This window comes from Streptosporangium sp. NPDC006013, assembly GCF_040614275.1.
Taxonomy (GTDB): domain Bacteria; phylum Actinomycetota; class Actinomycetes; order Streptosporangiales; family Streptosporangiaceae; genus Streptosporangium.
This window is the reverse complement of the sequence record NZ_JBEXUE010000037.1, coordinates 22,944-37,062: the sequence shown is the minus strand read 5'-3', so window position 1 is coordinate 37,062 and position 14,119 is coordinate 22,944. Positions and strand designations below refer to the sequence as shown.

The window sequence follows — 14,119 nt, the reverse complement described above, 5'->3', positions numbered from 1 at the left end:
GGTCGGCCGCCCTCCCCGCCCACCAGCGAGTAGGTCTCGTCCAGCACGTTCATCGGCGGACAAGGTCCACCGCCTCCTTCGGGGGTTAGGGCTCAGGACGTGGTGGTATGCGCGGCCGACAGATAGGGCCGCAGCACCGCGGCGATCCGAGCCGCGCCCTTCGCCTCCATGATCACAAAGTGTCCGAGTCCGACGAAGTGGGTGTCGACCGCGGCCGCCAGGCCGGCCCACCCCAGGTCTTCGGGTCGGTCTTTGTCGGGGAAGCTGCGGATGAGCACGACCCGTCCTACGTAGGGGCCAGGCCGATACCGGGACGCCGCCGTCATCGCGCCCGACACTGTCCGGTAGATGCTCTCCAGGCGTTCCATCGGGAATTCCGGCCCGATCACGTTCTGTCGGACGGCCTCCTGGTAGATGAAGCGCAGGGCTTGATCGTCGTCCGCGTCGTGCAGGGCGTTCGGCGGCAGCCTGATCTTCAGCGCGAATTCCGCGAGCGCGTGGTAGGGGAAGTCCTGGTCGTCGTAGGTGAAGTCGGGCACGCTGTCAATCATCGCCAGGACTGGCGGTCGCCCGTCGTGGGCGGCCAGCAGTCGGGCGGCCTCGTAGGCGATGATCCCGCCTAGAGAGTAGCCGACCAGCCGGTACGGGCCGGTGGGCTGTACCCGAAGGATCTCTCGCACGTACGTCGCTGCCATCTCGGGGATCGAGTCCTGTGCGAGCGACGCATGGAAGAGCCCGAGCGCCTGCAATCCGTAGAGGGGCTGGTCGTCCCCCAGAGCGTGAGCGAGTGTGAAGTACCGGGCGACGCTGCCACCGAGAGCGTGGAAGCAGAACACCGGCGGCTGGGATCCTGCCGTGCGGATCTCCACCAGCGGGGTGCGTTCCTGGGTCGCGCTGCCGCGCAGCAGCATCGCCAGGCCGGCGATGGTGGGCGCCTGGAGTGCGACCGCCAGGGGCAGGTCGTAACCGAACTCGGCCTTGATACGGGAGATGGCCTGCAGCGCCTGCAGCGAGGTGCCGCCCAGTTCGAAGAAGTTGTCGTGGACGCCGATGTCGGCCGTGCCGAGAATGTCCGACCAGATGCTCCGGAGTTGGCGTTCGACCCCGTATCTCGGGGGAACCAATGCCCGGCGCGGAGCATCCGCAATCGTGCGCGATTCGGTGTCCAATGGGGCTCCATCCGTCAGCTATTTCTTTGCGAGTACGACCAGTCGTCTGTCGGCGGTGAATGGTGATCGGTCGAATCCACCGTAGCGGTCGACATTTTTAAATCCGGCCTGGGTGAGCATCTTCGTGATCTCTGTTACCGCGTATATTCGTATCCGCGACACATGTGACTCGGCCGTGCCGCCATTTAAGTAGAGATGTTCCGTTCGCAACCAGCCGGTGGTCAGCTCGAATTCTCGGGACTCCAACAGGTATCCGTCGTTCGGAAATTGTCGCCACCTAGTCGAGTGGGATGGACGCCCGGCGAACTGGTCGCGGTGGGCAGTCTCTATCACCAGTGATCCGCCGGGTCGCAACAGTCGGTGGAACTCACTGAGCGCCCGGGTGTCACCCTCGTCCCCGCAGAACCCCATCGAGGTGAACAGGTTGATCACCACGTCGAAGGTGGCATCCGGCAGGGGGATGTCCCGATAGTCGGCGACCAACCAGCGTGGCTGCTCGCGTGCAGTCTGCGCGGCTGCTTTCTCGATCATTGCGGGGGAGGCGTCCACGCCCTGGACGCGGTGCCCCTCCGCCGCCAGCGCCAATGCGTGACGACCGAATCCGCACGGCGCGTCCAGAACGTCGACCGAGCCAGTGTGTGCCGTGAGGCTGATCGCGGCGAGAGCTTCTTTCCGGGAGATATCAGGGCCTTGATGGGGCAGGTATTTACGCAGGTATTGGGCGACGAATTTGGGGTTCCATGAATGGTCGTCCATGAAATTGGACTCTACTATGGAGCTGAACGGGGGGCAAGGACTGATTGGCATGCACTGCTCTCGGCTGCGAAACTACGAAAGTAGGTTCGGGCTATCTGCGAGAGCAGGGGATTGGAAAACAGGAGAAGTTTCGGATGTCTGTCGCTTCTTTTGTTCGGGCTATGGGTAGTGCAAATGTCGAGGGTGATGGTGCAGAGAAGAGGCGTCATGAACGATTCATCGGATGTTTTCCTCGGGAACGTCGAGCTCGCGCACGTGGGGTTCGTCCCGATCGCGACCTGCCACTGGCAGGGCATGGCCAATATCCTGGCCGCCCACGGGATCGCGGACGCGCACCGGTTGTTCGGGCTGTCATGGGGGTTCGTCTGGACGGGCGGTCCGATTCTGTTCGGCGGTGGTAGATGGGCGCGGCTGCTCGCCGAGCTGATCGGTGTCGTCGTGGAAGAGATCAGCGTCCCCGGCGGCGACGAGTCCGAGGCCCTGGAAACGGAGTTGAGCCGCCAAGGGACCGTCTTCGTCGCCGAGGTCGACGCCTTCCACCTCACCTCCGCCTATCAGGACCGCGAGCACGTCGTGCACACCGTGATCGTGGTCGAGCGCACGCCTGATCACGCGGTCGTCGTCGACACTATGAACCGCCCGGAGCCGGTGCGGCTCTCCGCCGTCGACTACGGGCTGCTGCGGGCGACGCCCTGCGAAGGACGGATCGACCCGTTCAAGATCTACGTACCGCGCGGGATGGCTACGGCGCGCGTCCCGGACGCAGCAACGATTGCCGAGGCCGTCCTCGCCGACCTGCGGGCGCAGGCGCCGCTCGACCTGGCCGCCCTCGACCGCTTCATCGACGCCTACGAGGACATGGTGGGCCCAGTCAACGTCTGTCGGGCCGCAGCGGAACGACACCAGGCGAGCCTGCTGTTCGACCGTCTTGCCGAGTACGGGGTTCCCGGCGCGACCACGGCGGCCACGGCGCTCCGCGAACTGAGCGACTCCTGGTACATGATCCACATGTTGACCGCCCATCCGGACGCGACCGGCGAGCGGCAGCGTCGGCGGATCGGGCGCTTGCTGAGACAGGCCAGGGCGAACGAGGTACGTCTGACGGCGGCGCTGACCGACTCCTGACCCGACGGCCGAGCCTCCGCTCGGCCGGTTCAGCGCCCCCACAGCTGTTCGCGGGTCGCGGTGGGCCAGGCGTCAAGGTCCGGTCCGTGCTCGGCGATCAGGGCGAAGGCGATCCGCTCCAGACCGAACCCGACGCAGGCGGCATGTGCGGGACTCCCGTCGGAGAGCGTGATCCCGAAGACACGGCCGAAGTGGTCGAGGTGACGGTTGCACGAGGCGACGGCCACCCGGTGCTCGGCGCCGATCGGAGCCGTGATCTCGAACTTCAGACTCTGTTCCCGCTGGTTGGAAGCGAGCAACCGGCCGCCCGAGGCGCCGAAGAACGGATCGTTGGCCGTTTCGCATCGGGCGTCCAGGCCAAGGCCGCGGACGAAGCCGAGCGCCTGTTCCCGCCACTCATCGAACCAGCCGCGAACCTGTCCCGGACCGGCGATTCGCACGAACTCCCGCTGCCGGAAGGAGACCAGCCGACCCGCCTCGTCCGACGGCTCATGCCGGAAGCACTGGCCGAGCGTGTCGACGTGGACGCCCTCATCGGCCAGCCGTCCGCTGTAGTAGGGGTAGATGGGGTAGCAGGCAGCTGGGGTGAGCACGTAGTCGCTCTGGTCCAGCAGCGCGCCCCATTCCTCTCCCGCCTCTATGGCCTGGCGGAGACGCTGGTGCTCGGCGCGTCCTCCGTTGAAGGCGTGGACCGAGCCGAGCAGTTGGGGGAATGAGTCGGTAAACTCGCACTGCTCGAACACCTTCCGGCTCATCAGCGGTGGGAATTGCATCACCCGGGTCCGGTCGGTGCAGCCGGTTCGGGTGAGCGCGGAACCGAGCCCGGCGAAGACCCGCTCCAGCCGTGCGCCCCATCCGTACAGGCCCTGGGCGGAGGGGAACAGAAGGTCATCGCCGTGCAGGGGAGCTGGGTAGGTCGTCGGGATCCCGGTGATCAGGTCATGGACATGTGCGGTCACGTTTCCTCGCTTCTACGACTGATGAGCCAGGGCAAAAGAGGTGGAGTCGTGGGCATTCAGGGCCCGGACGCAGCCGGTCACTCCGGCCCGGCCGGGGCCCGGCCGCAGCCGGACGACGCGCGTCCGGCCCGGCATGACGTGGAAGTAGTTGTCGTCGGGGACATGGCCCGCAATGTCGACATGGACGGCGTAGGCCGGCCGTGTGGAGCCGACGACCAAAGATGGGCCGCTGGCGTCCCGACGGACGGTGACCGACAGATCGAGGTCGCCGCGCCGCTCGTTCGGAAGGCCGTCGGGGAAGAACACGTCGTCGGCCAGCAGACGGCCCCGATCGTCCAGAAGTTCGACGGCGATCGCCTCAAGACCGATGGGGCCGAACCGATAGGCGGCGTTGAGGTCTCGGAATCCGCCGACCAGTTCATCTGCCGACAGGTCGACCGCTCGCCGGGCACTGAGCCGCACGCCGCGCTCCACCGTCCGAGGCGTCGCCGCGTCACGCGGGTACAGCAGCAGCCGGACGGTGGCGTCGATCGTCTCAAGGCGGTCTCGCACCGCCACGATCCGCAGACCGTTCAGTCCCCGGTCGTGCAGGAACACGGCGGTGTGTCGCCAGGCCCGTTTGAGGTAGTAGTAGGCGGCCTTGGGATGACCATCAACGTCAACCACGCCCCAGCCCGCGCCGGGAAGGACATCACGCCAGAACCAAACCAATCCGCCGCCGCACGGGTCGTCCGGTGTGCGCCACTGTCCGAAGACCCGCGCCATGACCTCGCCGGTGGTGGCGCGGGCCAGGTCCAGGTAGCGGACGGGTTCGGCGTAACGCGTCGCGAGGGGGTCGATCCGGAACACGCGCCGCAAGTACTCGTCGCGAATGTCGTCGAAGTCCCAGCCCGCGCCTCCGTCGCGTGGGCTTGCGGCCTTCCAGCGGGGGTCGTGCACGGCGGGGGTGCGCGGCCCGAAAAACCGTTCCAGCGAACGGGGCTCGGGAACGTTGGCGAAGGCCAGACATTCGCTGGCGAACCGGACGCGGCTGACCCGCACGTCGTCGAAGTCTCGGAGATAGGCTCCCACGCCGTAGTAGTGCGCGTCACCGGTGTCTACGTGCACGGGCAGGGCTCCGCCCGAAGGGCTTGAGGGCCGGTACGGTACCCCGGGCGCCAGAACCCGACACAGCTCGCGCAGATCGTGCTCGAACCACTTGTTGTGCCACAGCTCCGGTGGGGCACCGGCCAGCGCCGCCTGCTGGGCGACTTCGCTGTTGCCGCACACGACGGTCAGACACGGATGAGCGGAGAGCCTGGTGAGGATCTGCTGCGCCTCCTGTCTGACCGACGCGGCGAACTCCTCGTCGTCGACCGGATAGTCCATGTTGGCGAACATGAAGTCCTGCCACACGGCGATACCCAGTTCGTCGCAGGCGTCGTAGAAGGCGTCCGCCTCGTAGACCATCGGACCGCAGACGCGCACCATGTTCGCCCCAGCGTCGCGCATCTGCCGCAAGGCGGCGAGCAGGGAGTCTTCGTCGGTCGTCAGGCTCGTGACGTCCAGTGGAGTCCAGCATCCGCCGCGAAAGAAGACCTCCATGCCGTTGTGACGCAGCGGGAACATCTCGTCCGGCCCGTGGGGTGTGACCTCTCGGAAGCCGACGTCGCCGAGCGGAAGCCTGCAGGTGATGCCGTCGTCGAACTCCAACTCCGCCACCACCGGGTAGCGCGGCTGGCTGCCGTGGGTATGCGGGTGCCACAGTTCCACCTCTGGAACACGCAGACGTCCGACGAGCTCCGGCCCGTCCATCCGCAGTGGGCCGGTGTGGCCTCCCACGTGCAGAAGGCCGCCGACGACGCTCCGGCCCGCGACCGGGCGCACCGGCACCGCGCAGGTGACGATCCCGCCGGCACCGTCGACGGTAGTCACCAGCCGTGGCCGGTCGCAGACCAGCCGCCGGTGGAGCGTGAGCTCGATTGGCCGCCACGGGCCGACCGGCGGCGGGCCCGGTGACCATCCCGGGATCCGGCCGAGCAGCGTCGTGCGGTACCGGCGCAGCTGCTGCTGATCGACCAGTCGGGTGGTCCACCGAGGGCGGGGGCGCCGGGAGGCCAAGAGGGGGGCCAGTGCCCTGAAGCACACCGTCAGCTCGGTGTGCGGGGAGTCGAGCAGCCCGGTCACGTCGACTTTGTGCTCAAGGTGCATGTTGTCGCTGCGCAGCACCCGTTGCCCGTTCACCCAGACCTCGGCGAGGCTGGCGAGACCGGCACACGTCAGCACCGCGACACCGCCGTCCGGATCCGGGATCTCCGGCACCGTGCACCGGTACCACCAGTCGTGTTCGTCGGCGTCCGCGACCAGCGACGCCATCCGCTGCCGCACTGGTTCCGGCCACCGGCGGGCGGCGGCCGCCACGGTGCCCGGCACCTCTGCCGGGAGCCAACCCGAGTCGGGGAGACCACCGGGATCGCTTACCTGGTCTGGCGGTGTCGCCAGCAGCGTCCACCGGACCGGCGGCACGAGCACGGCCGTTGCGTCGCCGTGCGTCGCGCGCAGACTCATCCCGATCTCCATGTCACCATCGGAGCGCTTCACGTCGAGCCGGTCACCAGGGCCGCCGGTTGTCCTTGATACTCAGCAGCAGGCCACCGTTGGTGACGAGTAACCGGTCGTTGCTGATCATGAGCGGGCCCGACAGAACATCGCGCATATGGCGGGCCACGCTGTACCGACCGTGCTCCAGATAACCGGGGAACCCGCAGATGGCCAGGGCTTCCAGCGTCGTCTCGACTGCCGTCTGAGAGGCGATGTACTTGACTTCGTTGATCTCGATGGCGGTCGCCCACGCGTCAGCGTCCTCGGGAGTGTCCATACGGTCGAAGAAGGCGGCGGCCGACGTGGTTGCCGACCGTGCGGCTCCCAGCCGCGCCGTGGCCTGGGCTAGACGCGTCAAGGCCACGGCGGAACCGCTACTGTCCCTGCGCGTCCGCTCCCGGAGCAGGTTGCGGGCGCGGCCCAAGGCGGAGCCCGCGATCCCGAGCCAGCAGGCCGCCCAGAGTAGATGGGAGTAGGGGACCATGGTCCGGTTGGCGATGCGTTCGAACGGTGTGGGTAACACGTGTCCGTCGGAGACTGGGGCGCGCAGCCGGAAGCCGGCGCTACAGGTGCCCCGCATCCCCAGCGCATCCCACTCCGACAACTGCTCCAGCTCGGCTTGGTGGTTGAGGACTAGCACGAGTACCTGGTCGTTCGGCGCGCTGTCCGGTCCGCTGCGCACCGTGGCCAGGATGCCGTCGGAATACGCCCCGTAGGAGATCGTGGAAGCCTTCTTGTCCACTGTGGACCCGACATCGCCGGGCTCCAGCGTGGCGATACTCGACCGCAGATCGCCGCCCGTGCCCACCTCGGAGGTCGCCGAGGCGAGCAGCAGTTGCTCGGCGCATGCCCGGCGAGTGAAGCGCCGCAGCTCCGGTGTGTCTCCGTACTGGACCAGGCAGGCCAGTTGGATCTGGTGCATCGCCCAGATCATCGCCGTCGACGAGCAAGCCCCAGCGAGCACCTCGGCGATCGCGGTCAGCTTGCCGAGCGCCGCTCCGTCCCCGCCGACCTCGACCGGAGCGCAGGCCGACAGGAGCCGCTGCTCGCGCAACGCGGCGATCGCCTCCGCGGGGAAGCGGGCGTTGCGGTCGACGTCGGCGGCGTGGTGAGCGGCGGTCTCGACCGCCAGCCGCGCTCGGCTCAGCGGCTCGGCGACGGCGGGGGTGCTCCGCCGCGCGTCCGAAACGGTACTCATTCAGCCTCCAGCAGCTCGATCAGGTTGTGTTGGATGGTCGCGATGGAGGAGAACGACGCACGTGTCAGCATCCGATCCGGATACTCCACGTTGAAGCACTCTTCGAGCGCCAGTAGGACGTTCACGCTCGCGTGCGATGTCAGCCCGGCCTTGTAGAGGTCGTCGGTGGGGGCAAGGGTGCCAACCTCGGCTGGCAGGGCGGCGTGGCGGCGGAGGATCTCACGGATGTCATCGATCATTAATGTCCGTCCTCAAGGGGAGTCGGCGGGACGCTTTCCGGCGTCAGCGCATGGGGGATCTGAGGGGACCGCCCTCGCCGTGGAGTCCAGCGGAACGCCGAGGGAGCGGTGGCAGACCGCGCTGACGACGGCGATCACCAGGGCCGCGCCGAGGAACAGGGCACGGGGCGGGACTGTGTTCGCGAGCGGGACGCTGATCAGTGCGCCCAGCGGCACGGCGCCGGTGTTGAGCATGCGGCTCGCGCTCGTGGTGCGTCCGAGCAGTTCGTTCGGCACGTACCGCTGCCGGATCGACACGGTCACGACGTTCCACACCATCGACGCCATGCCGAAGGCCGCCACGGCGGTTCCGGCGGCGACGACGTTCGGTACGGCACCGATCACCGCCGCCGAGAGCGCCACCGACGCGGCCGACAGCGTCAGCATGGCCTGGTCGGAGAGCTTGGCCCGCAGCAGCGGTGCCAAGAAGCTGCCCAGCACTCCGCCGACGGCGAGCATAGCGATCAGCAGTCCGTAGCCGGAACTGCCCAGATGGAGCGTATGGGTGGTGTAGAGCACCAGGACGGCCAGGAAGATGCCGCTCATCATGCTGATCATCATCAGGAGGACCGACTGGGCGCGGAGGGCGGGATGCCGGAACAGCCATTGGAGGCCCAGCACCAGCTCGCTGCCCGTGAGGGGCCGTTTGACGAAGGACCGCGCTTGCAGCGGCGCAGGCGGCGGCCGCAGGGTGAGGATGAGCAGTGACGACACTAGGAAGCTGGCCGCGTCGACGGCGAAAGGCAACTCCGCCGACCGGGCGAACAGGAACCCGGCCAGCGCGGGGCCGACCAACTGCACCGATATCACCTGGACGCTCATCAGCCGCCCGTTCGCGCGGGTGAGTCCGTCCGACGGCACCAGCGTCGGCAGGTAGGCGCCCGACGCCGAACTGAACAGCGTGTGTGCGGTGGCGATGACGAAGGCGAAGCCGCACAGGACCGCCAGGTTGCGCGTGTCGAAGAGGAACAGCACGAACACCGTTGCGAGTGCGGCCCGGACACCGTCGGTCGCCCACATCAGCCTCCGTCGGTCCACCCGGTCGACGACGACCCCCGCCAGCAGGCCGAACAGCAGCCACGGCAGCGTGCCCATGGCGGTCACCAGGGCGACGGCGTAGGGCCGGTCGGGGAAGGCAGTGGCGGCCAGCAGCGGCAACGCCGTCAGACGCATGCCATCGCCGATGCCGCTGGCCAAGGCGGCCAGCCACAGGCGCCGGAAACCCGCCGAGTCCACGGGAGCTCCGGGCATCAGACCTCCCCGCCGGTCAGGTCGGTGGCGGCCGAGAGGTGGCCGATCACGGAGTTGAGCTCGGCCGGAGTCGGATGCTCGAACACCGCACGCAACGGTAGTTCGATCTGAAGCTCCTCCTGCACTCGCGTCGCGAGTTGAGCCGCCAACAAGGAATGCCCTCCCGACTCGAAGAAGTGGTCGTTCATGCCGACCAGGCTACGGTCCACTCCGAGAACCTCGGCCCAGAGGCCCACCAGGTGCCATTCATGGTCGTCGACAGGAGCGACGAACGGTTCCCGCATCGTCGGACGCATCCGGTCCGGGGCCGGCAACGCCCTGCGGTCGATCTTCCCGTTCGCGGTGACGGGGAGGGAACGCATCACCACCAGCAGGTTCGGCACCATGTACGCGGGGAGCCGGTTGCGCAGGTGGTTGCGCAGGCGGGTGCCGAGCACCTCTTCGACGCCGTGCCGCAGCGGGTCGTTGTCCGGGACGGCAGGCGCGGAAGGCGCGGACGCGGCCGCGTCGCGCGGAAGACGGACGCTCCCGGCCCGCTGGAACCAGGCGTCGAACCGGTCGACGGCCCCCGACCGTGGCCAGAGCGCGGTCATGACGTGCCCTGTCCGCGCCGCCGAGTCCCGGAGATCCCGCACACTCCACAAAGGGGTGTTGGATCGGTCGGGCGTCGCCCCGGCTGGATCCGCGTCGTGGTTCGGCGCCGAAGGGACGTCGCGGATCACTAGGGCGGGATACGGGCCACTCGACAAGAGTGCGGTGAGCGACCCCCTGTCGACTTCCTCGGCATTCCATTCCTGGAGCGGTCCGGTGTCATCGAGGGGTACGTCGACATCGAACTCGATGACGACGTCGCACCGGAACCGAGCCGAGGCATCCGCCGAGGGCCGGGGGAGGATCCACGCGACACCGCCGGACCGGAGGGCCATACCGGTGAGCGCACCGGGGTCGATCCACAGTTCGCGATCCCGCTCTACGGCCCACTCGACACGCCGGGCGAAGGCACCCCGGTCTGGCAGGGGCCCGCGCTGAGCCGACTCCAGCCGGGAGTGATGCGCTCGGAGCAGAGGTAGCGGTCGCACATCAGTGATCACGATCGTTCCGCCGGGGGCCAGCCGCACGCGGGCCTGGTCCAACACCCGCTCCAGGTAGTCGGCGCTCGGGAAGTAGGCGACGGCCGAGTCCAGGACGATCATGTCGAACGATCCCTCGACCCCGTCCAGCGCGTGGGCGGCCGTGAGGCGGCAGCTCACGGTGTCCGGAAGACGGTCGGCGAGGAGCTGGAACCGATCGAGCGCCGGTTCGCTGAAGTCGACTCCGACGTAGGCGTCGAGCCCGGGCGCGACGCGCTCGGCGAGCGCGCCTCCACCACAACCGATCTCCAGGATGCGACGAGGACGACGGGCCAGCACGAGCGCGGCGACCTCCTCCAACCGCTTCCGGCTCCGCCCCGAGTCGGTGTCGGGTCCGGGGGCTTCGGTGAAAGCCCGGTCCCACGAATGCCGCCAGCTGCGCAGTACCGCCTCCTCGGCGTCCTCCAGCAGGTCGGGGCCGGGGGGCACGGGCACGACGTAACTGACCAGAGCGCTCTCGCCGCGCGTGTCCTCGCCGAGCACCGTCACGGCCTGTTGTACGCCGTGGTGGTCGGCGAGCGCTGCGTCGATCTCGCCGAGTTCGATGCGGAAGCCGTGCAGCTTGACCTGGTCGTCCTCGCGGCCCAGGTATTCGATGGTGCCGTCCGGTAGGTACCTGGCCAGGTCGCCGGTCCGGTAGAGATGGGCCCCGGGGGCGGCGTCGAACGGATCGTTGATGAAGCGCTCGCGGGTCAGTTCCGGCCGGTTGAGATAACCCCGGGCCACTCCGACGCCACCGAGGTGGAGCTGGCCGGGCACGCCAATGGGCACCGGCTCCATGCGCTCGTCCAGGATGTAGACGCGGGTGTTGCTCATCGGCCTGCCGATGGGCACGCCGCGGTCGAGCGGAGGCGTCACGCGTGCGATCATCGAATAGACCGTGGTCTCGGTCGGGCCGTACTGGTTCCAGACCTCGCCGGCCAGGTCGAGCAGGACCGCCGCTAGGTCGGTGGGGAACGCCTCCCCGGCGTTGAGCGCTCGGAAATCCGGCCGACCCGGCCAGCCGACGTGCACGAGCATCCGCCAGGTGGTCGGGGTCGCCTGCATGACCGTCACGCTGTGCCGTTCGACTGCGGCGGCCAGAGCGTGCCCGTCCGCCGCGACCTCGCTCGAGACGATGACCACGCGGGCGCCGACGCTCAACGGCGCGAACAACTCGGCGCCGAAGATGTCGAAGCAGAACGTCGTCGCAGACAGTACGGTGTCGTCGGGCCCGTAGCCCGGCTCACGGCAGATGCCGACCGTGAAGTTGCACAGTGAGCGATGGGTGACCATCACGCCCTTGGGCCGCCCGGTGGACCCTGAGGTGTAGATCACGTAGGCTAGATCGTCCGGGGACGGGGGGCGAACGGCCACGGATGCGGTCGGAGATCGCTCGGGGGGATCGGCGTCGATGTGCACGACCTGCATCGACTCCAGGACGGGGACGTTCAGCCTGCTCTGGGTGAGCAGGAGCGAGGCGCCACTGTCGGCCAGCATGAAGCGCAGTCTGTCGTCCGGATAGGCAGGATCGAGCGGTACGTACGCGCCCCCGGCCTTCAGGACTCCCAACAAGCCGATCGCGAGCTCGAACGATCGGGTCATGCAGATGCCGACGAGGCTCCCGGGCCCCACCCCGCACGAGCGCAGGCGGCGGGCCAACCGCTCGGCACGATCGTCCAGCTCGCGGTAGGTGAGCTCTGCGTCCTCGTACACCAACGCCACCGCATCCGGCGTACGAGCCGTCTGTGTCTCCAGCAGCTGATGAACGCACCGGTCGGAGGGGAACTCGATGGCGGTGTCGTTGAGCTCCTTGAGCAGGTATCGGCGCTCGTCTGAGGTGAGCATGCGAAGGGCCGAGATCGGCTCATCGGGATGGGCGACTGCGCTCTCCAACAGTGTCAGATAATGGCCCACCAGCCGTCGCACGGTTGCGGGCTCGAACAGGTCGCGGCTGTACTCCACGAACCCGAACATCTCGTCGCCGGTCTCCTCCAGCGACATCAGCAGATCGAACTTCGCCGTGCCGGGGTGGGTGGGGACAGGCTCGATGGTCAGCCCGTCCTTGCGCAACTCGCGCAGCGAGCCTTCCTGGTGGATGAACATGGCCTGGAACAGTGGGCTGCGGGACAGGTCGCGGTCGGGGGCCAGACCCGCGATGACGTGTTCGAACGGGACGTCGGCGTTGGCGAAGGCGCTCAGGCCGGTTTCCCTGACCCGGCGCAGCAGTTCCCGGAACTCCGGATCGCCCCTCAGGTCGGTGCGCAGCGCGACCGTGTTGGTGAAGAAGCCGATGAGCTGCAGGACCTCCGGCCGCTCACGTCCCGAGACCGGTGTGCCGACGACCACCTCCCGCGCGCTCGTGTACCGGGCCAGTAGGGCGTTGAACACCGCGAGCGTGCCCATGAACAGCGTCGCGCTCTCTTCGCCGCAGAGGGTGCGCAACGCTTTGACGAGGCGCGCCGGAACGGTGAACGGCTCGGCGGCCCCACGGAACGATTGCATGGCCGGGCGCTGGTGGTCGGTCGGAAGATTCAGTGCCTTTGGCGCGTCGGCCAACTGTTCGCGCCAGTACTCCAGCTGCCGTGTCAGTTCCGGGTCGGAAAACCGCGCCCGCTGCCACGCCGCGAAGTCGGCATATTGGATCGGCAGCTCTGGCAGCGACGACGGCTGTCCGGCCAGCTCGGCCTCATAGAACGTCGCCAGTTCACGCAGGAGAATCTCGTTGGACCAGCCGTCGCCGACGACGTGGTGCATACAGATGAGGAACAGGTGCTCGTGCGGGGACAGGCGGAGCAGCCGGAACCGGACGAGCGGCCCGGTCTCCAGGTCGAAGAGCATGCGGATTTCGCCCTGGACGGTCCTGGACGAGACCCCGGAGCGCTCGGTCTCGTCCAGCCCAGACAGGTCGTCGAAGGTGAAATCGGGCTCGGCGGCTGGTTCGATGACCTGGTGAGGCTCTCCGTCGATCACGGTGAACCTGGTCCGCAGCGCCTCGTGCCGGGCCATGACCCGCGCGGTGGCGGCCCGCAGTGCTGTGACCGACAGCTCGCCTCGCAACGACAGTACGATCGGCATATTGTAAAGTGGACAATCCTGGGCGAACCGGTCGAGGAACCACAGCCGCTGCTGGCCGGGCGAGCAGGGAAGGGGAGCCCCTCTGGAGGCCCGGGGGATCGTTGATACGCGCGCACCGCCGGCCCGCCGCTCAACCAGTCTGCCCAACGCGGCGGGTGTCGAATTGTCCAAGAGGCGGCGTAGCGGCAGCTCGACACCGAACTCGGTCTGCACGCGCGCGGACAGCCTGATCGCCATCAGCGAGTGGCCGCCCAGGTCGAAGAAGCTGTCGGTTGGGCGCACCGATCCAGCGTCAAGTCTCAGGATCTCGGCCCAAAGTTCGACCAGTCTTCCCTCGACGGAGGAGGCAGGCGTCGGGTGAGCCGTGTCCCTCCGCGCGTCGACGTGGCCCGGTTCGGTCAGTGCACGCCGGTCCACTTTTCCACTCTCGTTCAGGGGCAGCTCAGCGAGCCGGACGACCGATGACGGCATCATGTAGGAAGGTAGCCGGTTCCGCAGGTAGTCCTGCAGTTCGGCCTCCGTGGTCGTCGCGTCCTCGTGCAGGACGACGTAGGCCACCAGCCGCTCGCCCGGATCGGGCGCACCGGTGTTCGGCGTCACTGACATTCGAGTCTCC

The 14,119-nt window shown here is 68.0% G+C and carries 9 protein-coding genes; 1 reads left to right on the top strand and 8 read right to left on the bottom strand.

Annotated features, from left to right (window positions below; translation table 11 throughout):
* Positions 1-92 precede the first annotated feature (92 nt).
* On the bottom strand, positions 93-1,169 hold the full coding sequence (locus tag ABZ260_RS08705) for a thioesterase domain-containing protein (RefSeq protein WP_355614555.1): 1,077 nt from the start codon (positions 1,167-1,169) through the stop codon (positions 93-95).
* An 18-nt stretch (positions 1,170-1,187) separates the two neighbouring features.
* Complete coding sequence (locus ABZ260_RS08700; RefSeq protein ID WP_355614552.1) at positions 1,188-1,925, bottom strand: class I SAM-dependent methyltransferase; 738 nt, start codon at positions 1,923-1,925, stop codon at positions 1,188-1,190.
* 207 nt (positions 1,926-2,132) lie between these two features.
* On the opposite strand from ABZ260_RS08700, the gene ABZ260_RS08695 reads away from it, so the two are divergent.
* Entirely contained in the window at positions 2,133-3,050 is a 918-nt protein-coding gene (locus tag ABZ260_RS08695; RefSeq protein WP_355614549.1) for a hypothetical protein, read from the top strand.
* A 29-nt stretch (positions 3,051-3,079) separates the two neighbouring features.
* Here ABZ260_RS08695 and ABZ260_RS08690 read toward each other — a convergent pair whose 3' ends face one another.
* The 6 genes from ABZ260_RS08690 to ABZ260_RS08665 are packed head-to-tail and all read right to left on the bottom strand — an operon-like array spanning position 3,080 to position 14,109.
* Positions 3,080-4,009, bottom strand: coding sequence for a hypothetical protein (locus ABZ260_RS08690; RefSeq protein ID WP_355614546.1), 930 nt, complete (start codon positions 4,007-4,009; stop codon positions 3,080-3,082).
* Between the two features lie 12 nt (positions 4,010-4,021).
* Complete coding sequence (locus ABZ260_RS08685; RefSeq protein WP_355614543.1) at positions 4,022-6,556, bottom strand: glycoside hydrolase family 2 protein; 2,535 nt, start codon at positions 6,554-6,556, stop codon at positions 4,022-4,024.
* 43 nt (positions 6,557-6,599) lie between these two features.
* Positions 6,600-7,787, bottom strand: coding sequence for an acyl-CoA dehydrogenase family protein (locus tag ABZ260_RS08680; RefSeq protein WP_355614540.1), 1,188 nt, complete (start codon positions 7,785-7,787; stop codon positions 6,600-6,602).
* Positions 7,784-8,026, bottom strand: a complete 243-nt coding sequence (locus tag ABZ260_RS08675; protein WP_355614537.1) for an acyl carrier protein — start codon at positions 8,024-8,026, stop codon at positions 7,784-7,786. The genes ABZ260_RS08680 and ABZ260_RS08675 overlap by 4 nt, the downstream gene beginning before the upstream one ends.
* Before the next feature lie 12 nt (positions 8,027-8,038).
* Positions 8,039-9,316 (bottom strand): MFS transporter, encoded by a 1,278-nt coding sequence (locus ABZ260_RS08670; RefSeq protein WP_355614534.1) that lies wholly within the window; start codon positions 9,314-9,316, stop codon positions 8,039-8,041.
* A complete protein-coding gene (locus tag ABZ260_RS08665; protein ID WP_355614531.1) occupies positions 9,316-14,109 on the bottom strand; it encodes an amino acid adenylation domain-containing protein in 4,794 nt (1,597 codons plus the stop codon). Before ABZ260_RS08665 ends, ABZ260_RS08670 begins: the two co-directional genes overlap by 1 nt.
* Positions 14,110-14,119 lie beyond the last annotated feature (10 nt).